Origin of the sequence: Vibrio neptunius, assembly GCA_019339365.1 — a bacterium.
Lineage (GTDB): Bacteria > Pseudomonadota > Gammaproteobacteria > Enterobacterales > Vibrionaceae > Vibrio > Vibrio neptunius.
Genome location: CP079859.1, coordinates 2339802 through 2365538, shown reverse-complemented (window position 1 = coordinate 2365538; position 25737 = coordinate 2339802). Strand labels below are relative to the sequence as shown.

At 43.8% G+C, this 25737-nt stretch carries 22 protein-coding genes and 2 pseudogenes; 15 read left to right on the top strand and 9 right to left on the bottom strand.

Annotated features, from left to right (window positions below; genetic code table 11):
* Window positions 1-377: 377 nt before the first annotated feature.
* Window positions 378-1751 carry an L-cystine transporter gene (locus tag KW548_11160; protein ID QXX05749.1) on the bottom strand — a complete coding sequence of 458 codons (1374 nt, stop codon included), beginning with the start codon at window positions 1749-1751 and terminating at the stop codon, window positions 378-380.
* A 191-nt stretch (window positions 1752-1942) separates the two neighbouring features.
* Complete coding sequence (locus KW548_11155) at window positions 1943-2602, bottom strand: NAD(P)H-binding protein (GenBank protein QXX08042.1); 660 nt, start codon at window positions 2600-2602, stop codon at window positions 1943-1945.
* Between the two features lie 550 nt (window positions 2603-3152).
* On the opposite strand from KW548_11155, the gene KW548_11150 reads away from it, so the two are divergent.
* From KW548_11150 to btuD, 5 genes and pseudogenes are all read left to right on the top strand, one after another.
* Window positions 3153-3764 carry a flavin reductase family protein gene (locus tag KW548_11150; GenBank protein ID QXX05748.1) on the top strand — a complete coding sequence of 204 codons (612 nt, stop codon included), beginning with the start codon at window positions 3153-3155 and terminating at the stop codon, window positions 3762-3764.
* 256 nt (window positions 3765-4020) lie between these two features.
* Window positions 4021-5811 (top strand): M3 family oligoendopeptidase, encoded by a 1791-nt coding sequence (locus KW548_11145; protein ID QXX05747.1) that lies wholly within the window; start codon window positions 4021-4023, stop codon window positions 5809-5811.
* A gap of 225 nt (window positions 5812-6036) precedes the next feature.
* On the top strand, window positions 6037-7065 hold the full coding sequence (locus tag KW548_11140) for a succinylglutamate desuccinylase (protein ID QXX05746.1): 1029 nt from the start codon (window positions 6037-6039) through the stop codon (window positions 7063-7065).
* A 117-nt stretch (window positions 7066-7182) separates the two neighbouring features.
* Window positions 7183-8177, top strand: a pseudogene (gene btuC, locus KW548_11135) (vitamin B12 ABC transporter permease BtuC).
* Window positions 8164-8919, top strand: coding sequence for a vitamin B12 ABC transporter ATP-binding protein BtuD (gene btuD, locus KW548_11130; GenBank protein QXX05745.1), 756 nt, complete (start codon window positions 8164-8166; stop codon window positions 8917-8919). The pseudogene btuC and the gene btuD overlap by 14 nt, the downstream one beginning before the upstream one ends.
* Before the next feature lie 296 nt (window positions 8920-9215).
* Here btuD and KW548_11125 read toward each other — a convergent pair whose 3' ends face one another.
* On the bottom strand, window positions 9216-9791 hold the full coding sequence (locus tag KW548_11125) for a nucleoside triphosphate pyrophosphohydrolase family protein (protein ID QXX05744.1): 576 nt from the start codon (window positions 9789-9791) through the stop codon (window positions 9216-9218).
* 184 nt (window positions 9792-9975) lie between these two features.
* Between KW548_11125 and KW548_11120 the strand changes: the two genes are divergently transcribed.
* Entirely contained in the window at window positions 9976-11043 is a 1068-nt protein-coding gene (locus tag KW548_11120; protein ID QXX05743.1) for a sensor domain-containing diguanylate cyclase, read from the top strand.
* A 36-nt stretch (window positions 11044-11079) separates the two neighbouring features.
* Here the strand turns inward: KW548_11120 and KW548_11115 are convergent, their stop codons facing one another.
* Entirely contained in the window at window positions 11080-11643 is a 564-nt protein-coding gene (locus KW548_11115; GenBank protein ID QXX05742.1) for a DUF1415 domain-containing protein, read from the bottom strand.
* 71 nt (window positions 11644-11714) lie between these two features.
* Window positions 11715-12962: an MFS transporter gene (locus KW548_11110; GenBank protein ID QXX05741.1), complete on the bottom strand. Its 1248-nt coding sequence runs from the start codon at window positions 12960-12962 to the stop codon at window positions 11715-11717.
* Between the two features lie 116 nt (window positions 12963-13078).
* Here KW548_11110 and KW548_11105 point away from each other — a divergent pair, with 116 nt between their 5' ends.
* From KW548_11105 to KW548_11095, 3 genes are all read left to right on the top strand, one after another.
* Window positions 13079-13948, top strand: coding sequence for a LysR family transcriptional regulator (locus tag KW548_11105; protein ID QXX05740.1), 870 nt, complete (start codon window positions 13079-13081; stop codon window positions 13946-13948).
* Between the two features lie 186 nt (window positions 13949-14134).
* Window positions 14135-15349, top strand: coding sequence for an ABC transporter substrate-binding protein (locus KW548_11100; GenBank protein QXX05739.1), 1215 nt, complete (start codon window positions 14135-14137; stop codon window positions 15347-15349).
* Window positions 15350-15371: 22 nt separating this feature from the next.
* Entirely contained in the window at window positions 15372-17810 is a 2439-nt protein-coding gene (locus tag KW548_11095; protein QXX05738.1) for a PAS domain S-box protein, read from the top strand.
* Here KW548_11095 and KW548_11090 read toward each other — a convergent pair whose 3' ends face one another.
* Entirely contained in the window at window positions 17811-18041 is a 231-nt protein-coding gene (locus KW548_11090) for a glutaredoxin family protein (GenBank protein ID QXX05737.1), read from the bottom strand.
* Between the two features lie 113 nt (window positions 18042-18154).
* Here KW548_11090 and KW548_11085 point away from each other — a divergent pair, with 113 nt between their 5' ends.
* The 3 genes from KW548_11085 to rlmF all read left to right on the top strand — a co-directional run bounded on the left by KW548_11085 (window position 18155) and on the right by rlmF (window position 21570).
* Window positions 18155-18652, top strand: coding sequence for a M48 family metallopeptidase (locus KW548_11085; protein QXX05736.1), 498 nt, complete (start codon window positions 18155-18157; stop codon window positions 18650-18652).
* Between the two features lie 590 nt (window positions 18653-19242).
* Window positions 19243-20400: an MFS transporter gene (locus KW548_11080; protein QXX05735.1), complete on the top strand. Its 1158-nt coding sequence runs from the start codon at window positions 19243-19245 to the stop codon at window positions 20398-20400.
* Between the two features lie 117 nt (window positions 20401-20517).
* Window positions 20518-21570 carry a 23S rRNA (adenine(1618)-N(6))-methyltransferase RlmF gene (gene rlmF / locus KW548_11075; GenBank protein QXX05734.1) on the top strand — a complete coding sequence of 351 codons (1053 nt, stop codon included), beginning with the start codon at window positions 20518-20520 and terminating at the stop codon, window positions 21568-21570.
* A 236-nt stretch (window positions 21571-21806) separates the two neighbouring features.
* Here rlmF and pilW read toward each other — a convergent pair whose 3' ends face one another.
* Window positions 21807-22484 (bottom strand): type IV pilus biogenesis/stability protein PilW, encoded by a 678-nt coding sequence (pilW, locus tag KW548_11070; GenBank protein QXX08041.1) that lies wholly within the window; start codon window positions 22482-22484, stop codon window positions 21807-21809.
* Window positions 22485-22606: 122 nt separating this feature from the next.
* Here pilW and KW548_11065 point away from each other — a divergent pair, with 122 nt between their 5' ends.
* Entirely contained in the window at window positions 22607-23419 is an 813-nt protein-coding gene (locus KW548_11065; GenBank protein ID QXX05733.1) for an alpha/beta hydrolase, read from the top strand.
* Here the strand turns inward: KW548_11065 and metA are convergent.
* Complete coding sequence (gene metA, locus KW548_11060) at window positions 23406-24347, bottom strand: homoserine O-succinyltransferase (protein ID QXX05732.1); 942 nt, start codon at window positions 24345-24347, stop codon at window positions 23406-23408. The two genes, KW548_11065 and metA, sit on opposite strands and share 14 nt — an antisense overlap.
* 77 nt (window positions 24348-24424) lie before the next feature.
* Here metA and KW548_11055 point away from each other — a divergent pair, with 77 nt between their 5' ends.
* Window positions 24425-24868 (top strand): ATP-binding protein, encoded by a 444-nt coding sequence (locus KW548_11055; protein QXX05731.1) that lies wholly within the window; start codon window positions 24425-24427, stop codon window positions 24866-24868.
* Window positions 24847-25283 (top strand): annotated as a pseudogene (locus tag KW548_11050) (DUF3859 domain-containing protein). Before KW548_11055 ends, KW548_11050 begins: the two are co-directional and overlap by 22 nt.
* Window positions 25284-25388: 105 nt before the next feature.
* On the opposite strand, the gene KW548_11045 reads toward KW548_11050, so the two are convergent.
* The gene (locus tag KW548_11045) at window positions 25389-25556 is read right to left on the bottom strand and encodes a hypothetical protein (protein ID QXX05730.1); all 168 of its coding nucleotides are present in this window, start codon (window positions 25554-25556) and stop codon (window positions 25389-25391) included.
* Window positions 25557-25737 lie beyond the last annotated feature (181 nt).

Genomic DNA, 25737 nt, shown 5'->3' with positions numbered 1-25737 from the left:
AGTGGGGTGCTCGCTCTAGCCTTTGTGCTGTTCATTGATGCAGTTTATTGGGGTTAGACTCGGTTTGAGTATGAAAAGGCTTGTTTTCCGACAGCCCAGTCTCGCTTAGCAGCTAGAAGGCTTTATAAATTATTGTTATTAATGGGATTGTCGCTATTTTTTCTAAGATAACGCGCTCGGTTAAAAAGTGATAACACGCAAGCTCGTTTTTATATATTGTCGGCATGTATAGTTTGATGCGTTTATATTAATTTTTAGTCACTGATGATGTAGTGGTTTAATAATCAAAGAAGACAAATTTAGGGTGATGCGCTTGATTGTGAGAAAATTGAGCGGATAGAAAAAGCCCCGAGTTGTTCACTCGGGGCTTGGTCATTTTAGACTTGTTGAGCCTCAAGCTCTTCGTCTGAGACTTTATCGCCAAGGATACGACTGGTTATGGTGCCAGCCGTCATAGCGCCGGAGACGTTGAGTGCAGTTCTCGCCATATCGATCAGAGGTTCGATTGAGATAAGCAACGCAGCGATGGTTACTGGTAATCCCATTGCTGGAAGCACGATCAGTGCTGCAAACGTCGCACCGCCACCCACGCCTGCGATACCGAATGAACTGACCACAATAATCGCCACTAGAGACAGGATGAAGTTGATATCTGTTGGATCTACGCCAACGGTTGGAGCCACCATCACGGCCAACATTGCAGGGTAGATGCCTGCACAACCATTTTGTCCAATAGTTGCACCAAACGAAGCTGAAAGGTTTGCAATCGCTGGAGGCACGCGCAGTTTGTTGATTTGCGCTTCCACATTGAGTGGAATGGTGGCTGCTGAGCTGCGTGAGGTAAATGCGAATGTCAGTACTGGCCAAATTTTCTGGAAGTACTCTTTCGGGCTAACCCCAACGAAGGACACCAAAATACCGTGAACCACAAACATTAGAGCGATTGCAACGTAAGAGGCAACGATAAAGCCTAATAGATTTAGGATGTCGCCTGCACTGGATGTCGCGACAACTTTCGCCATCAACGCTGCGATACCATAGGGTGTGAGGGCCATAATCATCTTCACCAAGCGCATCACAACAGATTGAGTTGCTTCAACAAAAGTACGAATTGGTGCTTCTAACTGTTCTTTTTCAGCCATCACCTTACGTGCAGCAATACCGGTCAAAACACCAAAGATCACCACAGCAATAATCGAAGTAGAGCGAGAACCTGTGAGATCAGCGAATGGGTTAGTAGGGATAAAGCTGACCAGCATTTGTGGAATAGTGAGATCGGCAACAGTATCTACGCGATTTTCAAGCACGGCGATACGAGCAGTTTCACGTGCGCCCTCTGTGAGTCCTTCCGCAGATAGACCAAATGCTTGGGTGATGACAATACCAACAATGGCTGAGATTGCGGTCGTCGCAAGTAGCACTGAAATCGTCAGACCTGAGATCTTGCCCAGTGAACCACCTTTCTCTAATTTCACAACCGCTGCAATCATGGACACTAGGACTAGAGGCATGATGACCATTTTAAGTAGGCCAACATAGCCACGTCCAACCACGTTAACCCATTCTAGGGTTTGCGCGATGACAGGGTTGCCTTCTCCAAATACAAGCTGAAGCACCAGGCCAAATGAGCTACCTAGTACCAAACCGAGTAGTACAAGTCGTGATAGAGTCTTCTCTTTTTGCTGCTGGCCATAGAGGAAGAACATAATGCCGACAAATACCACCAATGAAGCGATAGCCGCTACTGACATAATTAATAGTCCTTGTTGAGAGTTTGTAAGTTATTTATTGATAAAATTGATTACAGGATTAAATTCTGTAACAAACGATAATGATTTGAAATGTAGGATAGAAATGAAAAAAAGATATTTAGTATTCGTTTTAGTTATTAAAAGATGTGAGCTGTGTTGAATTTGCTCAAGTAGCGGAGAAAATAGACGCATTATTTATATTTGTTAATCAAGCTTCGCATTTGAATGCTATCCAATGTTTGAAGTCTTTGTTTAGTATTCGCCATGAGTCCATATTGCATTGCTTTCGCGACTTCATTTGCTTGAATCGGTATCAGTTTTGCGAGTTTTCCAAACATGAGTGGACGCAAAGATTTAAGCACTACTTGTACCACAGCCTCGTCGGTACGCGGTTTGTCTCTTAAGCCCACTAAGGGACCTGGCCTAACTATGGTGATATGTTCAAAACCGAGACGTTCAATCGCCATTTCCATCTTCCCTTTACAGCGAAGATAGTGGGAAAGAGAACGTACGGAGGCACCGTAGCTCGACACAACCGCTAGATGGGTAACACCAAGTACTTTCATCGTCTGGGCGACATCACACACCAGTTCATAATCAATTCGCTCTAGCTCTTGCTTAGAACCGGCTTGCTTGATGGTTGTGCCTAGGCAGATAAATCCATACTTGGGTGTCAGTTTGTTGTCATCCCATTCCTGTACTTGAAGCTGTTTATTTTGAATGACCTCTAATTTAGGATGGAAAAAAGGCAGCTTGCGTCGGCTCAGTACATAGATATGCCTGATAGGGTCTTCTTCTAACATCTGTTTGATGAGCTCAGTGCCTATTAACCCTGTTGCTCCGGCGACCATAACGATCAGCTCTCTAGACTCAGACAAATTGGATCCCTTTCGTAATTCTTGACGAATAGAGCATCTAACAACCAATGCAGAAAGTCTGTGATCAACCTTTTAGGTTGCGAGTAAAATTGGATTACGTTTGGCCCCATTAATTGAGGCCAAATCTGATGGTGGAGTTGTCAAGTAAGAGAGAGAGGGACTCGTTTTTGAGTCTTTGGATTCGACTTGTGTTGCTTCTGTTTCTTTGACTTTTGATTGGCAAACATACAAACCTCCTTGCACTATCAAAGTTGGGTAAACATCATCACGGCTGAAACCATGCAGTCTTTGTGCCGTCTAAAATTCAGGTTGTGGTAATTCAATAAGTTAGCTTTCGATTAGGTTGTACCCACTTAATAAGATAGGTGATAAATGAAAAAAGTTTCATTTTTGGTATCAATTTGATTGCAAAAATGACAAGAGACTAGTGTTTTTCCGTTGATAGTTAAGGGTGTTAACTGACTGATTTCACGTTACACTCTGAGACTCACAGGGGACTCGCGATACCAAAAGGATCAACAAGATGAATATCGACGCTAGCACGCTCGCTCCTACTCAGATGTACCACCTAATGACGCAGGCTGTGATTCCTAGGCCAATCGCCTGGGTTTTGACGGAATCTGGTCAAGCTGATTACAACCTAGCTCCATTTTCCTACTTCACTCCTATCTCTAGCAGTCCGCCTTTGTTGATGTTCTCTGTAGGTAAGAAGCCAACTGGAGAAATAAAAGATACAACCCGCAATGTACTTGAAACAGGCAGAATGGTGGTTCATATCGCGAATGCTGATCTGGCTGAGCAAGTGACTCAGACCTCAGCAAGCTTGCCACACGGTGAATCTGAAGTTGGTTTAGCGGGACTAGAGCTGGTCGATTTTGAAGGGTTCGAATTACCCCGAATCAAAGATTGCCCAATTGCTTTTGGGTGCAAGCTGTTTGAAGTTAAAGAAATTGGCGAAACACCTCAAAGCCTAGTCTTTGCTCAAATTGAAGACATATACATTGCGCCGGAAGTGATCGGAGATAACCAAGAACGTTTAGTTATTGATGCACTAAAAGTGAACCCTCTTTCTCGTTTAGGTGGCAGTCAATACGCCAACCTAGACCAAACCTTTACCGTCGCCAGACCTAAATAAAGTCGTATGCTAGATCAATCTTATTCGGATATTATTTGGCACCGAATCAATAAAAACGAAACCACATAGTGAGCTTGGACTGCTTGAATCACCCACCCATCATTTCGTACTGATTCAGAATAATGTAAAGGTGACGCCGTCACAAGTGTCATCGTTCCCTGCGCTGTACGTAGTTTACAGATAGGCAAGTAGAGCGGACAGTCTGTATCTGCGAGTGTGCTCTATTGGCACGCCGCTTAAAATAAAGGATTAAAACATGACGACACCCAGTTGGAATTTGTCAATTGCTTACCATGGATTAGATGATAGTAAAATCGAGCAAGATGTCGCTTTGGTTCAACAATGCATTCAAATTTTAGGACTGAACGTAGAAAAACGCAGTTCGGTTGCGGTGATGCAAAACGCAATATTGACCAGCGAAGCGGCGGGCAAGCTGCTTGCGACGATCAACACCTTTGCCACTTGTCACGCGTCTGTCGATGCGATGGACAGTGAGGCGAAAGCCATGATTGGCCGAGTTGCGAAATTGAGCTCAGAGTTGTCGCAAGCATTTACTCCTTATGAAGACACTCTAACTAACGCGCCCCAAGCATTTATCTCTGAAGTTTTAAACCATGAGCATGGCGATGTGTCTGGCCAGGCGTTCCAGATCGAATGCACGCGAAAGCTGGCAGAGACGAAGCTCAGTGTCGCTGAAGAGCAGTTATTGTCAGCCATGCAGGTGGATGGCCGTGATGCTTGGGGGCGAATGTACGACAATATCACAGGCTCACTTGAGGTCGAGCTGGCAGAAGGGGAAGAGAACCGTATTGGTTTTTCTCAGGCTGCCAGTATTTTGTATGGCACTGATTTCGACAATCAGGAATCGGCGTGGCGTGGTATTCAAACAGCGATGAGAACTCATCAGCAAAGCTTTGCCGGAATATTAAACGCGTTAGCGGGGTGGCGTCACACAGAAAACCAAAAACGCGCTTACGCAAAAGACGTTCATTTCCTAGATAACAGTCTTCATGACAGCCGCATTCAACCAGAGACACTCACGGCTATGATGCAAGTCGCTAAAGATAATCGTCACATAGGCCAGAAAGCCGGTCTACTTATGGCTCGGGTTCACGGCTTGGATGAAATGAAACCTTGGAACCACTTAGCAGGAATGCCGAGCCTGACAGACAGCGAGCCGAAGGTCTACAGTTTTGATGAAGGCATTGACATCATTACTAAAGCCTTTGCCCAAGTGGATGAGGAGATGGCGGAATTTGTTGCCATGATGGTGGAAAATGGCTGGATTGATGCCGCGCCTTCTGCCAGCAGAAGACTTGGGGCTTATTGTACTAAATTTGCGGCAACGCGCTCTCCATTGGTGTTTATGACCTGGGGTGGGAGTCGTTCGGATCTGCTGACACTTGCTCATGAACTCGGCCACGCTTTCCATAACTGGGTGATGCGAGATATGCCGCTGTGTCAAACACGTTATCCCATGACGCTAGCAGAGACAGCATCGATCTTCGCAGAGAATATTGTGCGTGACTATCTCTTTGAGCAAGTGGAGAGTCGCGAAGATAAACTCGAGATGCTTTGGGAAGAACTTTCGAGTTGCTACGCGTTGATGATTAACATCCCGGTGCGTTTCGAATTTGAAAAAGCGTTCTATGAGAAGCGAATGGCAGGCGAGCTCAGCGCTGAGCAGCTGTGTGACTTAATGAGCCAAACTTGGAAAGAGTGGTACGGCGAATCAATGACGGAAGCGGATCCTTATTTCTGGGCGAGTAAACTGCATTTCTCTATCTCGGAAGTCAGTTTCTACAACTATCCGTATTTGTTTGGCTATCTGTTTAGCAAAGGTGTGTATGCGCAAAGGGAAGCAAAAGGTGAACGTTTCTACTCAGATTACATCAACCTCCTGCGCGATACTGGCTCGATGATGGCTGAAGATGTGGTCGATAAACATTTGGGTATGACATTGAGCAACGAGGTGTTTTGGCAACAAAGTGTCGACATGGTAAAACACAAGATTGATATGTTTGAATCTCTATTGGATTCCGAATAAATTCACCACAAATATGATATGATAGTCAACAAGCCGGGCAGGGAGTCTGCCCGGCTGTTTTATGTACAGCTAAAGCATTCTATCCCGAACGAAAAATGGTATCGGGCGTGGCAATTGAGTTTTTTACAATGAAGTGCCGGTTTTCTCTCGATAAGTGAGATCGTGGCTACATAAATTGCCTGAACAATTCACTAACATACCCGCTGTGCAATAAAGGAGTAGCGCATGACGAAAAACCTCTTTCGCCAATCTTTTCTTTTTGACAGCCTGAACTTAGAACAAGAGATGCCAGTAGGGGAAATCACCGTTGCCAATGGCACTGTGTTCAAGCTGCATCAACGTGGAGTTCTGGAAGTCATCCCATCAACGCTGGATGAGAACAGCAAACACATCATTCTTTCTTGTGGTGTGCATGGCAATGAAACCGCACCTATGGAACTGGTGGATAAAATCATTTCTGATATCCAATCTGGTTTCCAACCGGTAACAGAACGTTTGTTGTTCATCATTGCTCACCCTGAGTCAACCAATGCTCATACCCGTTTTCTTGAAATGAACCTTAACCGTTTGTTTGATGATAAAGAATATGAGCCGACGAAAGAGCTGGCGATAGCGCAGAATCTGAAACGTATTGTTGCTGATTTCTATCAGAACACACCGTCTGATCAACGCTGGCACCTCGATCTGCATTGTGCGATCCGTTTGTCCAAACACTACACCTTTGTCGTGAGCCCGAAAACACGCCACCCAGTGCGCAGTAAGGCGTTGATGGAGTTTGTCGCAAGCGGACATATTGATGCGGTGATGTTTTCTAACGCACCATCGAGCACGTTCAGTTGGTTCAGTGCCGAAAACTTCGCTGCGCAGGCATTGACAGTTGAGCTAGGGCGAGTTGCCCGCATCGGTGAAAATGACCTAGATAAGCTGGTTGCCTTTGATTTGGCGATGCGGGATTTGATCGCTTCCAGCGAGGCGGAGCACTTGCCACGTGCTCCTGTGATGTATCGTGTCAGCCGAACTATTGTGCGTCTGCATGATGACTTTGATTTCATGTTTGATGATGACGTTGAAAACTTTACCTCATTTAAGCACGGCGAAGTGTTTGGTCACGATGGTGACAAACCGCTGATGGCGAAAAATGAGGGAGAAGCGGTTGTATTCCCTAATCGTCATGTCGCAATTGGTCAGCGTGCAGCCCTCATGGTGTGCCCAGTGAAAACGCGTTATGAAGAAGGCCAACTTGTCTACGATTAAGGCGTTTACGGTCTAAACTCAGCACAGACGCTTTCTATTTTAATGGCTTAACGGTATCGTTAAGCCATTATTTTATTATACCGATAACTTTAGCCGTTTAAGGCCAATCTAAGCTGCATGGAACTGAGTCAATTACTAAGCCGTAGGCATCAACGCTGGAAGCGCTACTTTATTGTGATCCTATCTGCGCTAGTTCTGTTCTCCACGACGCATCTGATGGTTGGCGAAGTCTTCATTTCTCCTTTTTCTGAGCTGACAAATCTTCAACAGCAATTGATCACTCAACTTCGTTTACCAAGACTGCTTGCCGCGATTGCCATAGGCGCCTCGTTGGCGGTTTCTGGTGCTGTGCTGCAAGTTTTACTTGGTAATGTTCTGGCAGAACCCGGTGTACTTGGCATTTCTGGTGGCGCCAGTGTCATGATGGTCATTGTATTGTTTTTCCTTCCTGCGCTTGCAACACCCATCGGGTTTATGATCGCCGCTGTCATTGGCGCATTGGTGTTTACACTGTTGCTTGTTTCAATGGCGAAAGTCATGCGTTTAAGTACTACTCGACTCTTGTTGGTTGGGGTGGCGTTAGGCATTTTGACAGGCGCTATTGTCACCTGGGCATTCTATTTCAGTGACGATCTTAGCTTAAGACAGTTAATGTATTGGCTAATGGGTAGCATTGGGGGGCAAGTTGGTATCACCACGTATTGACGCTGACTCTTGTCCCTGTATTTGTTTGGCTATGCATGAAAGGTAAGACACTAGACAAGCTGATGATGGGTGAGTTACATGCTAAGCAGCTTGGTGTTGACGTGGAAGCTGTGCGCTGGAAGTTAATCTTAGCCGTTTCGATTCTGGTTGGCGGCGCAGTTGCACTTGGTGGTGTGATTGGATTTATTGGTTTGATCGTTCCTCATCTTCTCAGGCTTGCATTGGGTAGTGAGAATCGATATTTGCTGCCTATCTCCGCACTGTCTGGTGCGATGCTGTTGGTGTTTGCCGATATCATTGCTCGAGTCGCCCTAGAATCTGCTGAGCTACCCCTTGGAGTAGTCACGACAACCATCGGAGCTCCTGTCTTTATCTGGATGCTGGTGAAACATCATGATTCACGTTAATAGTTTATCGGTTGGCTCACGTTTGTTACCGCTTTCGTTTTCTGTAGACAAAGGTGAAGTGCTTCATGTTGTTGGTCCAAATGGCAGTGGTAAAAGCACCTTGCTGACGGCGGTTGCTGGCTTGTTAGACTTTGAGGGTGACGCTACGATGTTTGATTTAGACGTTAAAAGTAGCTCCATTGAGAGCCTTGCAAGCTATCGCGGATTTTTGAGCCAGAGTGATCGTCCTGCTTTCAACCTTGAGGTTTCACAATATCTTTCACTGTCACTCCCAAGCTCTGTGCTGAACTTGGATGATGCGGTGGAACAAGTCGTCAAAGAGCTGGTGGATGTACTTGAACTGGAGGATAAGCTTCATCGTTCGATTCACCAATTGTCTGGAGGCGAGTGGCAGCGAGTGAGGTTATGTGCGATATGCCTGCAAATCTGGCCGTCTCTAAATCCTTATGCGAAGCTTCTTATATTGGATGAGCCTGCGGCGCCACTGGATATAGGTCAGGAAGCGTTACTCTATAAACTGATTCGTAAAGTTGCTGATATGGGTATCACTGTGTTGATGTCTAATCATGACCTTAATCGAACGCTTAAGCATGCCGATAAGGCTTTATTATTGGATAAAGGCGTTATTCAGAAAGTAGGTTCTGTAGAGCAGGTATTCGAGCCAAGTGAGCTTTCTAAAGTATTCAAAACTCGAGTTCAAAAAACGGATTTTAACGGAGAACCGGTATTAATCTTTGATTAATCAGGCAATCGCCCCATTAGCCAATTCTCAAATATAGTGCGTTACGCACTATGTTTGAGCAAGTCTCAACTCCACATAAATTGCTGGAAATATCATTATTATAAAAATCAACAAGTTATGTTTTGTAAAAACTTGGCATAAGTTTAGCTTTAATAAAAACGATACATTCTCGTTCTTGTTAGGCTTAGTCAATTCGAAGGGAAACCGGACATTTGACAACAATAAGCCATTTTTATGACTATGGCAGCTTCCGCCACCTAAGGATTTCCGAAGGTGGCGGCTTTTTTTCTGGAGACTTATGCCGTTAGCGGCGCCAGATCAGCAGGTCGGTAGTAAACAGACTTCAATACCTTGCCTTGGCGGATAGTTTTCGCTTCAGAAACAAAATCTTCGGCACATTTTGCGATGATGTAATCACCTTTTTGCACCGCCATTAATTGAATGCCTTGTTCAGCGTAATGGGCTTCTGTTTCTGCGTATTCTTTTTCGTTGCGGCAAACCTTACTCATGTTGCTTGAGTGGACTTCGTCCCAACATGGTATAAAGTTGATGCCACGATTAACGGCAACATTAAGCAGTAGGTCAATCAGATAACTGATCGCAAGGTTCGATTCAACCTTGTCATCACCCAAATGAACTAGACGACCCATCAAAACGTAAACACTGTCTATGATAGCATCCGCTTGTTCTGTCTTATTATCAGCTTCTGCCAGTTCGGTAAGCTCTTCTACTGCTAAAGAGGTATGCAGTGTATCCGCTTTTTGGTCTAAGCTTTCTGGAGAGGCAACAGGCAAGTCGAAAGTAGTACGAAACTCAGTAATGTCGCGGTAAAGATGGTCAAAGATTTCTTGAGTAAGTTTGGATAGGTGCATTCACTTAACCTGCATTTGGTAATTATCACGTCATACTAACAAAGCCTCATGAAACGTGCCATTACAGCACGAAAATAAATGCTACGAGGGCCAATTGTTCAGCGTTTTCTGCGTCAGGTTATTGATATCATTATCGGATTAAGGCTATCTTAATTATAACAAATGCCAGCTATCAGGACAGGATATGGTTGTAGCGAGTGAAAGTGAAAAGATCATAAGACGTCTTTATCAGATCACTAATGACTATCAGAAAGGATTTGATATTCAGATCACCCAACTCATCATGATGGGCTTGGAACGTTTTAATCTGGATATTGGTATTTTATCCCGAATTGATGGCGATCTATACACTGTACTGTATTGTGTGACGTCGGAGGGGGTAGAGCTAAAACCCGGGGATACGTTTAGTTATGAATCTACTTATTGCCAAATCACCTGCGGTTCATTTGGTCCAGTATCAATTGAGCATATGGGAGAAAGCAATGAGTATGCAAAACACCCTGCCTACCAAGCGTTTGGATTAGAGTCATACATTGGTATTCCAATTTTTGTTGACGATGAGGTTTTTGGTACGCTGAATTTTTCATCTGCGTCTCCCTACCCAAGGAAGTTCAAAGATATCGACATTGATGCACTCAAGCTAATGGCGTCTTGGGTGGAAGTAGAGTTGATCCGCCGTAAGCAGGAAGAGCGGCTACGAAAGTTGAATAGCCAGCTAGAGTATCAAGCCTATCATGATGCGTTGACCAACATCGCCAACCGACGGTGTATGTTCAAAACCATCCACCTTGATATAGAACGCATGAAGGTCGCTTCTGGCAAAGGTTCACTGGCCGTGATTGATATTGATCACTTTAAGAAGGTCAATGATGTTCACGGTCATCAAATTGGTGATGATGTTTTAAAGAAAACCGCGCAACAACTTCAGTCCTGTTTGTCTGAAAGAGACTTCATTGCTCGGTTTGGGGGAGAAGAGTTTGTCGTTTGGCTGCCCGAGAGAACCGAACTGGAAAGGCGTCAACTGATCGAAAAACTGCATCAATCTGTCAATGAGATTATCCTAGATGGGGTCCCTATAACGGTATCCATTGGTGTGTGTGAATTTGATTTTGGGATCGAGTCAGGGGATGATACGAAGAAGGGAACACTCGATCAGATCATCTTAGTGGCTGACGAAGCGCTTTATCAGGCTAAAAATCGGGGGCGAAACCGAATTGTGGTTCGTGCTCTGGCAAACATACCCGCCTCATAAATGATGAGTGGAGATTGGACTCCACTCATGTCACGGTCACCGTTTAAACAAGTAAGGGAAAAGTTTTACCAACTCCGCCTGACTGAGGGATTCAACGCGAGCTATGTTGGTATCGGGGATAGATTCAGGGTCCGGATAATGTTTGAGCACCTTCTCCATACTTTCTTCTCGAATAAGATGGAACACAGGGTAAGGAGAACGGTTAGTCAGGTTCTCTGCATCATCTGGCTGTGCTCCACCAAAACAATAGTCTGGATGAAATGTCGCTAACTGGTAGGTTCCCTCCCAGCCTTGCTGCCGGATTAATGCTTCAACCCAGTCAATGAACAAATTATAGTCATAAAAATCGTTAAGCATGTTTGGTACAACGACCAATGTGGTTTCTAACTCCTCAGCGGTTTTAGATTCTAATTCCATGAGTTGGCTGAGGATGTCTTCCAGCAATGTCTCTTCTTGCTTAGCTTCACTGACAAATATTTTTATTTGTTTATTGCGTTGTGGCTTAGCAGCGAATGGGCACAAATTTAGACCAATTACCACATTGTTAAGCCATTGATTAACATGCTCTGCGATGGTTTGGGTTGAGCTTGGGGTTGTCATCTTACTTCCAATTTTCAATTTGGAAGCAAGAATACCAGATTCGGTTTGGGGCTGTAAGCGTCGAAATAATTCTAATGAGATGAATGCGTTGTCTTCAACTCAGATGTTGAACCAGTGGTCGCCTCATTCTCCAGCTCTGATGAACTGTGGTGAATCACATTCAGTTTGTAGCACAGCGTAAAAATCATTAGATACAACAGCATTCCGCCTGCGATAACGTACGCCCAACCACCATGTTGCCAGCAGTAAATTAAGAAAAAGCCTCCTAGGCTACCACCAACGTAGTAGTGGACGAGGTATAGAGCTGTTGCAGTGGCTTTCGCTTGGTTTACTTTTTGACTAACCCAGGCGTAGGCCAGCGTATGTGTAAAGAAGGCACCAAAGCTGATAAGTGCTAACCCGATAATCATAAATGGTATCCGATCGACATAGGCAACGACCATACCGATCAGGCTTAAGATTGTGCCGCAAACCATACCTGAAATGGGCTGATGATATCGGTTCCATACTGACGTGAGTTTTGAACTCAAGGTTCCGGGTAAGTAGCAGAGAAAAATCAATGAGGTTAGGCCAATAGGGAGCGAGTGTGGTGCTTCAACGAGGCGAAAGCCCATTACTGAGTATAAGTTAACGAACAAAGCAAAATTTACCCCCCCAATTAGCATGGCAAACCAAACGGTTTTATTTTTAAGGTGCTTAACCAATGCACGGTTGTGGTAGCGAAGCATCCCTTTTTGGGGAGAAAAGTGCTTCTGCTTTGGCAGTAAAGCACATACGCTGATTGCACCAATCAAGGTAAACACCGCCATAGCAATGACGGCTTGTTGCCAACCGAAGGCATCTGTGAGAGTACCGCCGACAATACGCCCTACAATGCCGCCGAGTGAGTTGGCCGCTATATAGCCACCAATTGCTTGGCCGAAAGCGTTAGGCGACAGCTCTTCCACCATGTAAGCGACTGCTACAGAAGCGAAAGCAGCTAAAGCGACGCCCATGAGTGCACGCATGACAACCAAGCTAAGAAGTGAAGGAGACAGGAGCATTCCGATACCAATGACAGGCATGGCGAGCAGGCCTGTAAGCATTATCCTCTTTCGACCCACAGCCTCAGATGCCACTGCCCATGGTACCAGACTTAAAGAAAGCGCCAACGTACTCGCAGCAAACAGCCAGTTAATCTTAGTCTCTGAGACGGCAAAGTGCTGAGCCATATAAGGCAGCATAGGTTGAAACAAATATAGGTTGCAAAACACGATGAATGAGCCGAGGGCAAGGCTCAGTGTTACCCGTCGGTAATCTTGGCTTCCGAGTTCGATCATTATTGTTGACTACTCTAGTGATTCAGTGAGTTATTGTGATCAAAATATCAGTGATAACTGGATTAATAAAATATATTAAAAATATAGAGTTGATATATTTTTGATATGGGTATCTGATGGACTCCCGACACTTAAAACACTTTGTTGCCGTCGCTGAGCATGGCCATTTCACTATGGCAGCAAAAGCGTTGCATATTGCGCAGCCTGCACTGAGTATTTCAATCAAGAAATTTGAACAACAATTAGGTGTAGAATTATTCCGACGAGAAGAACGGCGTGTCACGCTCACCGATGAAGGTAAGGTGCTCTATGAACACGCGAAGCGAGTCTTGCAACAAATCGATGATGCTAAGTTAGCAATAGATGAACTGAGAGGGCTTGAAAAAGGGGAAGTTCGGCTCGGAGCACCAAGCATGTTAGGTTCTTATTTCTTCCCGCAAGTCCTGATGGCATTTAAGTCGCATTATCCTAACCTGAAACTCACACTAATTGATGCAGGGACACGCTCTATTCGAAGGATGCTTTTGGATGGTGAACTGGATATCGGTGTGATTGACGATGAAAATGTGCCGGAAGATCTGGAAACCGATCATTTGCTGAATGTAGAAATGGTCACCGTTGTGGGGCCAGAACATGCTTTGGCAAAAAACAAAAGCATCAGCTTTGAAGAGTTTTTCAAACATGAACTGGTCATGTTTAAGCCCGGTTATTTTCACCGTGATTTTGTTGAGAGTCAGGCGCGTTTACACGACAAAGAAATGAAGTTTTCATTTGAAACGAATCTATTGCCAATGATACTCAGTATTGTGAAACATGAGTTTGCAATCACTGCACTTTTGAAGTTGGTGACAGAGCATGAAAAAGACGTAGTGGCTATTCCCTTTGATCAACCGGTTAATCTTGCCTTATCCCTAGCATGGCGAAAGAATGCTTACCTCTCAATTGCAGACCGAACCTTTATCGAGTTTGTGAAGCAATATGTGTAGTTCACGTTTCTTTTCAAGGTCATCGTAACAGTATTACCATTGATACAGTTAACGCGGGCTTGCATCTTGAAGAGTGAATAAAATCTGTTTTTTTGTTTATTAAAGTCAACAAATTACTGGAAAAAACGGCATGCTTTCCTAGGCTAACTAGAGAACTAAATGATAACGTCTAGGTTGGTGATATATATGGTTAGGACATTTTTAATTGTAGTCGTCGCGATGTTTGTCGGCGTGGCACAGGCTGCAAAACCCGATGTGCTTAAGATCTATCTTGATGCCGACAGGACAGGGCATCTGGAATCAGCACTCTCTATTGAGCATGGAGTCAAGGTCGCCTTCTCTCAGCAAGGCAACCAAATATCAGGGATTCCAGTAGAGTTTGTGACCACTGACCATAGAGGAAATGTCTTACGCAGCAAGAAAAACATGGAGCGTTTTCTCAAAGACAGCGACGGATTGGTTTACATCGGTGGCCTGCATTCTCCGCCATTGATCAAATACCGAGAGTACATCAATAAATCAAAGATGTTGACCTTGGTTCCTTGGGCTGCAGGGACGCCTATCACTCGATATCCTTCTACCGAGGAAAACTATGTATTCCGTCTTTCGGTAGACGATTCCAAAGTAGGGGAAATACTGGTTAACTACGCGTTAGAGCAGCAGTGTAAACAGCCTCACTTGATGCTAGAAAACACGGGGTGGGGCAAGTCAAACTACAAAGCGATGATGTCTGCTTTACCTGAAGAGTTGGTCGAGCGCGTAAAAACCAGTTGGTTTGATTGGGGAATCAAAGATGTCGATGCGCGAATCTTGATTCGTGAAGCACAATCGAGCGGAGGCGATTGTGTTCTGCTGGTGGCTAACAGCCGTGAAGGCAAGCTTATTGTTGAGAGTGTGGCCAGTGTTGACGTGGAAATGCCGATATATAGCCACTGGGGCATTACTGGCGGTAAGTTTGCACAGGATGTGCCTTTCACTATTCGCGAAAAAGCGAACCTTCATTTCATTCAATCGTGTTTCAATTTCTACAGCTCAGAGCCAAACCGTTTCAATCAGAATGTGTTCAAGGATGCGCAAACCCTATTTCCGGCTTACTTTGAAGATACCAATATTGAAGCGCCTGCCGGTTTTGTTCACGGTTACGATTTGGCCAAGGTATTTCTTCAAGCCGCTAGCACAGTGGAGCTAACTGATGATGCTGAATCAAACCGAATTGCACTAAAGCAAGCATTGGAGTCGATGGATGTGCCAGTTCAGGGGCTGATTAAAGAGTATCGTACTCCGTTCATTCCGTTCACTGAAGACAATTTTGACGCGCATGAGGCCTTGGGTGCAGACGATTTCTGTATGGCGACTTATGACGATAAAAACGCGGTAAAACTGATTCCTAAGTCTATCTAAAACGCAAAGGTAACGCAGGTCTATGTTGAAGTTTGATAAGAAAAATGGAATGCATCTGTTTTCTTTGTTTCTCATCGTTGGGGCCTGCGTTTTTATGCTTGCGAGCTTTGTTTTTGTTCAACATCAAGCCAGAGAAACCGCTCAGATCTTGATAAATGAAAGCTTGAAAGGAAAGTTCGTTGCCATTGAGAGGTATGTATTTGAGTTTCTAAAATTACATGAGCAGAGGCTTGAGCACGTGACCTCTCACCCCGTTACTAAAGGTGCAGTCTTAGAAGGAGTGAATGATCAGAGTGCGTTTAAAGATCAACTTGAGCTGCTCAAGTCTTCTGGTTCGACCGCTTACGTAAACATCTTTGATTTCTCGGGTGGTAACGTTTATCAGGAGATAACATTGCCTGACGTTGTGCATACCTTCATCACGACCGGTATCGAAAACGAGGCTCTAATGGAAAAGCCTTCGTACTCACTCTACCAACATGCTGGCAGGGATTATCTCCTTGTTAGCTCTCCGATTTTTTACAATGGTTATGCTGAAGGGCTAGGCACTTATGTTACGTCACTGAATGAAAGTGAGTTTTTTGAAAGCTTGGGCACTGACAGTATGCACTGGTTTGGCATTGCCCAAAACAGACTTAATTGGAACATGCAAGCTCCTAACCATTGGACGATGGACAGGTTTCCTATTGCTGGGACTGATTTGTCTTTGTTGTATTCTGTCTCGCCACAACTGGTCATTGATGCAGAATCGAATTTAACGGGCAGCCTGTTTGTAGGCATGGTGATCGCTACTAGTTTGACATTGGTCGTTATGTTCATTTTTGGGCGACGAATTTTAGTCTCACCATTTCGCAAGCTAGCGGAATCTGAACAGCAGCTTTATGAGCAATCTGAGTCGCTAAAAATACGTGAGGCGGAATCGGCCCGTTTAGCTCGAGTGGTGAAACATATGCGCGATGCTGTGGTGTTCACCGATCTCGATTCCAAGGTAACGTGGGTCAATGGGGCATTTGAGAAGCTTACAGGTTATTGTCTGTCAGAAATGATCGGTAAAAAGCCTGGTGATGTGCTTCAGGGCGATGATACCGATAAGCGAACCACACGAAAAATACGACAAATGATAGATCGCAGAGAACCTGGATTCTTCGAGCTACTGAACTACAACAAGGAAGGGCGCTCATACTGGATAGAAATTGCACTGACACCTTTATACTCTACGCACGGGCAGATAGAGGGTTTTATGGCGGTGGAGAGGGATATTACCCAGCGCGTAGAATTGGAAGAATCTTTGAAGATTAAGGCGATTGAAGCAGAAGCGGCAAACATCGCAAAATCCCAATTCTTGGCGGCAATGAGTCATGAGCTGCGAACACCGATGAATGGTATTCTTGGCGTTGGTGACCTCCTCAAAAATACGCCACTCAACCAGGAACAACAGGAGTATGTGGAGACATTTCTCGGCTCAGGAAAACACATGTTAAATGTGCTGAATGACATACTTGATTTCTCTAAAATTGAAGCGGGTAAGCTGGAGCTAGAAAAAGTTGAGTTTCTGCTGAAAGATGTGGTTGCAAGGCTGACTCGACTTTATGCCCCATTGTGTGCAGAGAAACAGCTGGAGTTTAAGTGTGAGTACTCTCAATCTTGCGACCGTGCACTAGTGGCAGATGAGACTCGCATACTACAGATCCTGCAGAACCTGCTAAGTAATGCGCTCAAATTTACATCTGAGGGTAGCATTGTGTTGTCTTTAAATGTGGTAGAACAGAGTCAGGGTATTGAACTTCATCTTGATGTTTCCGATACCGGGATAGGCATTAGCCCAGAGAAACAGTCAGTAATTTTTGACCCATTTTCACAGGCTGAGAGTGATACAACCAGAAGGTTCGGTGGCACTGGCTTAGGTCTATCGATAACGAGAGACTTGGTTCAGGCTATGAATGGCACGCTTAACCTCACCAGTGAGGTGGGTAAAGGGAGCAGGTTTACAATTGTGGTTCCTGTCGGTTTGAAAAAGGTGCTTCAGGGCAATAATAAACAAGAACGACTCTCTCCTTTTGCCGGTACTGGACTGAGGGTGTTAATTGCTGAAGATACTCGAGTGAATGCGCTGGTCCTAGGCAAATTTCTTAAAAATAAAGGCTTTGAGTATGAAGTGGTTGAGAATGGTGAACTTGCGGTTGAGAGAGTTCAACAACAACACTTTGATTGTGTCTTAATGGATAATCATATGCCGGTAATGGATGGCATGAAAGCAACAAAGGCCATTATGTCGCTCAATTTAGCCAATCCCCCCGTGATTATTGGCTGTACAGCGGATGCGTTCGAACAGACGAGAGAAAGGATGATTTCTGAGGGCTGCGCGGACGTCATCACCAAGCCTATCAGCTCTGACAAACTGGATGAAGTGTTTCACGCAACGTTAAAACCTATAGAAGCCAATACGATGCGTGAAGCATGATCACTTCGAGTGATACATCTTCTCGAAATTTCTGGGGTTCCAGCCAATCATATAGCGATCGCCAATTTTGAGCACGGGTAATGAACGTGCTCCAATAGCATCTAGCTCTTTTCTGCCCCGTTGCATTTTTGCATTGGTTAATCTGTACGCGTAACCCTTTTCGTCTAGGTACCGCTGTGCATCTTTGCAGTGAGGGCATTTATCCTTTACATACAGCACAAGTCTTTTCATTGTTAATGTCCTACCTCTTTCTTTGCAGCAGAGTGTAATGAAAAGACAGTGAATGGCAAGTGTGATTCAGGTAGACTTACTCGTCTCCAATTTAGCTGACTGAAACTTATCCTATGAACCCAGCGCTTCGTTACATCCAAGGGTATCCTGAACATATTGTGACGCCTGTGACTCAGATGGTAGAGTCCGGCCGCTTAAAAAATTGGTTTGAACAGCGTTATCCAGACAACCATACCATAAAGAGTGAGAAAGCGCTGTTCGACTATACAATGGCGCTGAAAAACCGCTATATGAAGAAGACGGCGCCTTTGAGCAAAGTCATCTACGATAACAAAATTCACCTTATCAACAATGCTCTGGGGCTGCATACCTATGTGGCTAAGGTTCATGGTGGAAAAATAAAATCAAAGAATGAGATTCGTATTGCTAGTGTGTTTAAGAATGCACCGGAGCCATTGCTTCGTATGCTAGTGGTTCACGAGCTTGCCCATCTTAAAGAAAAAGAACACAACAAGGCCTTCTATCAGCTCTGCTGCTATATGGAGCCTGACTATCATCAACTTGAGTTGGATGCTCGCTTATTTATGATTTATCTCACTACGACCAAGTAGCATACCAAATCAGAATTAATTTTACCTTTGTCGTTTAAAAGTTCGCTTTTCTTTATTTATTATTTAATATTAACAGAAGATTTTAATGAATTTATCTCCCCAATACTCACTAAGCTGAATATAATTAATTTAATTAATTTAATTATTTATTTGTTTTTAAATTGTTATAAATTTAAAATTTTTTGGCCGCTAGGATTTAGTGGTATTTTTATAACTAAATGAAAGGAATAGATGATGAATAGTGTAAAACTAAAACAGAGGCTCTCTAAGCTAACAAAACGGTTAGACCACTCAGTACCTGATCCTGACAAGCATTCCCCAGGCAAACCAAACGGATAAAAGATGTCGGTTTTTTATTTAACTGTTATGCCTATATATACCTATCGGCATATAAGTGATAGGTTTAAGTATGAGTTCATAAATTGAAGGTAACTTTTTATTTTTTAAGAGAACGAACAATAGAGAATATATTATCTAACAAATAGTGGCTTTGATTTTATCCAGTCAGCTCAAACCGATGTTATAACAAATATACTCTAGGTATTGCTGTGATATATTTATTTCTTATAATTGAATCTTGTTTGGTTTTGATGAATAATGTCGTAAGCTTCTATTTTAGTATCGCTATTTTTGAAGGCTCAAATAGTTCATCCGTGATGGCTATATCTATCTTCATTGCGATTGCACCAACGATTTATCTCAGTTTTATTGCTGGTCGAATCGTTGATAGAATAGGGCAGAGCCAAGTGATAAGCTCTTGTAGTTTATTGTTGTTATTTGTTTATTTAATTTTGGCAATGTTGTCTTATGAAGAAAGTTTGACTATCACATTAATATTTTTGTTTATATTTATTAGGGCAGTCATTTCCTCTTTTAATGACATTGCTATAATGGCTTGGATTCCGGAGAAATTAGAGGGTGAAAATTTAAGAATTGCTTATGGATTTCAAGGTTTTTTCAATAAAGGAGCGTTGATAATAGGTCCTGTCTTAGCAGGAATTATTTATAATGATATTGATCCTTCATCAGTTTTGGTTGTTTCCGCTATATTGTCTGCTGCTTCACTTTGGATAGCTTTGATATTAGCGGAATGGAATAAAGGCGATCTTGTTACTAAGAATAAAATAGATATTAGATCTTGCCTTAGCTTTCTAGCTGATAAACCGAAGTTGAAAGCATCACTTTTCTTTTTCTGTGCTTTCAACACTGCAAATGGTATTGCGTCGGCCTTTTTGGTTGCTTATGTTTTAATGGTTTTTGGTTCGTACGAGCAAACACTTTCACTCTATAATTTTTTACTCGCTGTAGGGACATTGGCTGGCACTTTATACTCGATAAAAAAGCTAAGTATTGAACCTTTGTTCTTGATAGGGCTAACGACATTGTTTTGTGCTTTATTAGGCAGGTTTGCGATTAGCTTTACGGCTAGTTTAGTAGCCTTCAGCATATTCGTCGCTGTTCGTTCTGCTTTAATTCCAATAGGTAATATGGCGAACCAGATTCTTTGGGTTGAGCAAACTGAAAAGGACTCAAGAGCAAGCTTATTTGGCTTTCGTCGCTTGATTGGGCAGGGAGTATACCCTGTGTCCATTCTTATGTGTGCAATTCTCATTGAGTATTATGAACTTAGCTCTAATGTGGATTTTTTAAAAGGGATGTTTATCGTTAGCGGGATATTTGAAATGTTGTTAGCAAGTATCTTGATAGTGTACTCACGTAAGATAAACACTCTGTGCAATAAGCACTAGTTGCTTACGTTGTGAAACAACTACAAATTTTGCTCACTTTTTGTATTATGTACCTCTGTTGTGTTAGAGCCATGTGGAATGGTAAGTAACACTCTTTTGTCAATAGAAGTACATTTTATGCCCCCTTCAAGTCACCCCCATAACGCAATTAAACCCTCAGGAAAAGGCACGCTGAACGCTAGCGAGATGAAAGTCGTTACGATCAAAGGGCAGAAAGGTCTGCATAAGCGCAATTTGCACCAAGGGCGATATGATTTCGCAAAACTCACAGCGGCACTGCCAGAGCTTAAAAAGCATATCGTGAAGAACCCCAAGGGCGAGTCGAGCATCAATTTCTCAGATCCAATAGCGGTTAAATTGCTTAATAGGGCGTTGCTTACTCACCATTACGGAGTCACCGAGTGGGACATACCACAAGGTTATTTGTGCCCACCTATTCCTGGGCGTGCAGACTACATTCATCGTCTCGCTGAGATATTAACCAAAGAAAGTAAAAGCCTGAAACATAATCAAGTTCGTGCACTAGACATCGGGCTTGGGGCTAACTGTATTTACCCTATTGTTGGTGTGACTCAGTATGGCTGGCACTATGTAGGCTCTGATGTTGATGTTGTTTCAGTTGATAATTCTAATCACATTGCCCAGTCGAATAAGGTACTGAGTGGGCGCGTTGAAGCTCGATTGCAAAAAGATAGCCGTCATTTCTTTAAAGGCATCATCAAACCAAACGAGTTCTATGACGTAACCACCTGTAATCCGCCTTTTCATAAGTCACTAGAAGAAGCACAGCAAGGCACAGAGAGAAAGATCAAAAACTTATCGGCCAGCAAAAGTAAGCGTGGTCAGCCTTCTGAGCAAATGAAAGTTAAGTCGTCACCTATACTTAACTTTGGTGGTCAAAAAGCAGAGCTCTGGTGCCCTGGTGGCGAAGCCGCGTTTGTAAAAAACATGGCGTTTGAAAGCCGTGATTTTGCGCAGCAAGTCCTGTGGTTCTCTACGTTGATCTCGAAGAAAGAGAATGTACGATGGATGCGAAAAAACCTCGAAAAAGCGGGTGCTAAAGAGGTGAAAGTGGTGGAAATGAGCCAAGGGCAAAAAGTGAGCCGATTTATCGCTTGGACATTTAAAACGGAAGCCGAACGCCAAAAGTGGCTGAAACTTAAGAGCTAATCTTGTCGAAGACTAAATGGAGGGTATATGGAGTTTGAAATTTATATGCCCTGTGAACCTGATTGGCTGTGCGACAGTCTACTTGTATTTTTTGCGCTTCTGTTTGCCTCTGGCCTACTCGGGTTTATTTATATTGTTTACAAAGAATATCTCAAAATTCAGCGCGCTTCACGAGTCCGCCATCGCCATAAGATTCCACTCTCCCAACGAAAAAAACGATAAACTTGTCGAGAAATTTATGGCTTGGGTAAAGCGGAACGTCGACGTTTTTTGAGCTCTAACTCGACCATGAGCCGATGTGATAGAGCCTGAACGCCAAACTGCTGATGAAACTGTGTTAGACGGTTTTGCGCGGATTCATATTTTCCTTGATTTATTTCCAATTTCACTAGATTTAAAATGGCCTGCGGCCGGCTCGGATCATGAGCGATCGCCCGTTCAAAGAAACGAGCGGCAGTCTTTGGTTGGCCTGCTTTCAATGCGCAAAATGCGGCATTCTCATAGCTGTCGGCAACATAATAATAATTGGGTTGCAGTACCGCTCTTTCGAACAGTACGCTCGCTTCCTGATAGCGAGATTGCTTGCACAGAAAACGACCATAATCGTTGAGCAACTGCCCATTATCAGGATGTTGAGAAATCGCTTGTTGAAACCAGTGTTCTGCGAGGGTGAACTCAGAAGCTTGTTCGAGATAATGTGCCATCGCCAATTGAGCACGATAATATTTTGGTGCGTGCTCCAATGCTTGCTGGAAGTTCTCTCTTGCTTTCACTCTATTGCCTCGTTGCAAATAACCAAAGCCTAATGTGACTCGCGCATCGGCCTTATGTTGTGCATCCGAGGTAACCAATGGAGTGTCAATTGTGACACAGGCGGGTAAAAGCATGGTAACGACGAGATAAAAGAAGCGCATAACATAGCTGAAGAAAGTTCCGAGTATCCTGAATGTATAATGAGGTCTATCCGGTCTGGTAAAAATGAACGCCATCATGCGAGTGACTTGGTAACTATGCTAGAAAATAAAGGAGAAGAAGTGTGAGAAAACAGGTCGTTGGTGCAACCGTTTTAAGCTTCCTTGCTGGGCTATCGATAAAGTCGTCCATTGCTTCAGATCTGGATACCACCACTCATTTTGCTCGTAGTGGTGTTGCTTATGTAGCAAAGGGCAACCAAGCCAGTCATTATCGGTTGATCTTCATACATGGTTCACCGGGCAACAAAGAGGGGTATGAAGCGTATCTTAAAGATGCATGGTTGCTGGAAAATGCCGAGCTTATCTCTGTGGATCGTGTCGGGTATGGCCAGTCTCCAAAAGCGCTCGCAGCGGATTTGGATTCGCAGTCAAAGTCGATAGAGTCCTTACTTGCTAAAGACAAAGTTAACATTCTCATTGGCCATTCCCTTGGTGGTCCAATTGCTCTGAACCTTGCACTAATGTTCCCCAATCTTGTACAGGGGATGGTGCTGGTGGCGCCTGCCTTTGATCCCAAACTAGAGGAACCAAAATGGTATAACGAGCTTGCAGATACTTGGTTGGTCAGTGTGTTTTTGTCTGACAACTGGAAAAAGTCGAATGGAGAAATGATGCCGCTGGCTGATGAGCTTTCCAAGTTGAGCAATAAAGACTGGGGCTCATTGGACTCAGTGCCTGTGACTTTGATTCATGGTGATGAAGACAATATTGCCGATCCAAAAAACTCAATATTTGCGATTCAGCGCTTAACAGGGACAGAGAAAACACTCATAGAAGTGCAAGGGGCGGGGCATTTTATTCTGTGGCAAAATACCCCGAAGGTGATTAACGAGATCAAACAACTCATCAGTATCGCTGATTTCAATCGTCCTTAGTAAAGTTTGCTTCACTGAAGTGATCCAGATCGTAAGGCGTTTGCTGGTAAACACAATAGTTGAGCCAGTTTGAGAAAAGTAGGTGGCCATGGCTACGCCAGCTCGCGATAGGTTTGTTATCCGGGTTATTGTTTGGGTAGTAGTTCACCGGAATGACGGGTTCCATACCTTCACCAAGATCCCGAATATACTCGTTATGAAGTGTAAACGCGTCATATTCGGGATGGCCTGTAACGAATACATTTCGCTTGTCTTTTGTTGCGGCCAAATACACACCTGCAACATCTGAGGTGGCGAGTAAATCCAAATCAGTATGCTCGGCTAGATACTCTGGAGAAAAGTCAGCATATCGTGAGTGGGGCGCAAGAAACGTATCATCGAAGCCACGTAGTATCGGGTGATATGGCTGATGAATTTGGTGGTGATAAACTCCGGAGAGTTTTTCTTTACGTGTGCGTTTTGGCAAATCATAAAGCAGTTTTAAACCGGCTTGCGCAGCCCAACAGACATACAGGGTTGAGGTAACATGCTGCTTCGCCCAACTCATGATTGCTTGTAGGTGCTCCCAGTAGATAACATCTTCGAACTGGACTAAGCCCAGCGGAGCACCAGTAATAATCAGTCCATCGAAGTTGCGCCCTTTCACCATCTCAAATTGACGATAGAAGTTATCAAGGTGTTCGGTCGGCGTATTATTGCTTGGTCTGTCATCAATACGCAGTAGCTCAATATCGACTTGAAGTGGACTGTTGGAAAGTAAACGAAGAAACTGAGTCTCGGTTTCTATCTTCTTCGGCATAAGGTTAAGAATCAATACCTTGAGTGGTCTAATTTCCTGAGTCGATGCCCGAGATTCAGGCATTACGAAGATGTTTTCCTGACGTAATACATCACTGGCAGGTAATTGGTCGGGGATCTTGATCGGCACAGCTTTCTCCCTAAGCTTTTTGGACGTCTATACTTCCAAAGTTAACTCAAACGAAATGAGATGTCGATAGCATTTTTATGCTTATTTACGCTAAGATCAGCGCTTCATTATTCGATATAACCATTTTTATGACCTTAAAACTGACCATTGTTCGCGGCTTGCCTGGCTCAGGGAAAAGTACTCTGGCTAAAACCCTAGGTGTGAATCATTACGAAGCGGACATGTATTTTGTTGATGACAACGGTGACTATGAATTCAGACCAGAACATATTGCCAAGGCTCATGATTGGTGTCAGTACATGGCGCGAGACAGTTTGCTCAATGGGCAAAGTGTGGTTGTGTCGAACACGTTTGTTATGAGATGGGAAATCGCGCCTTACTATCAGATGGCACAGCGATACGGTGCCGAGTTTGAAATCATTGAGTGTAAAGATAACTATGGCAATATTCACGGGGTAACATCGGTTACTATTCAACAAATGAAAAAACGGTGGCAAGAATGGCGAAAAGATCAGCCATAGTAGAATTGACGTCTTACGGCATCTATAGTCAGTGGGACTCTAAGGCAAAGCATCTACCGAAGATACAGGAATTTACAACAAAAGTGCCAGCCGATCCGGATATTGAATTTGGTTTGATTGTCAATATCAAAAAAGCCAAAGGGCAAGTTATCGAGTACTGTATTGAACACCCCGGAGTGTTAGGGAAAAGGGCCAAGTGTTGGATCCTTTTACAGGTGATTTGCACATTGGCAGTAACGACTGGGATTTTTATCTCGGTGATACCATCCAACTATTGGATCCGATTCACGGCTTTGACTCCAATATTGGCAAGTGGCGAATGACTATCGAAATGAGCGGCAAGCTCATCGCTGATAAAACGTTTGATATATACAGCCGTGATGAGGGTGAGTTTTGGAAACGGCGAGGGTTTTAAAAATAGCGCCCGTGTGTCGCACTGGCGCATTTTATAACCACGATTGTTTTAGCGTCTCTAATTCTAGAGGCTGAGAAAAATAGTAACCTTGCAGATAGGAAACGTTCATTTCGCCGAGATACTGAACTTAGCGATGTTTTTTAGACTGTCGTTAATTCCCTGATAGGCGAGATAAAGTGAGGCAGGGAATACAATGACAAGCGGTATCAATACATAAGCAAGCAGAGATTTGGTTTCAAAAGTTAAATTGAGCAAAGGTGCTGTTTTATTCATATTGGATATTGCTTGTGATGAGGCTTAATTGGATTCTAGGATATAGAACCGATCATAGATTCTAACCTGCCATTTGCATCAGTTGATCGATTCTATGGCTAACTAAGCAAAATCTGATGTCGGCCAGAGTTTACTATTGCATATGCAGTGAGCGCTGACATGACTTTAACCTTGGTTAACG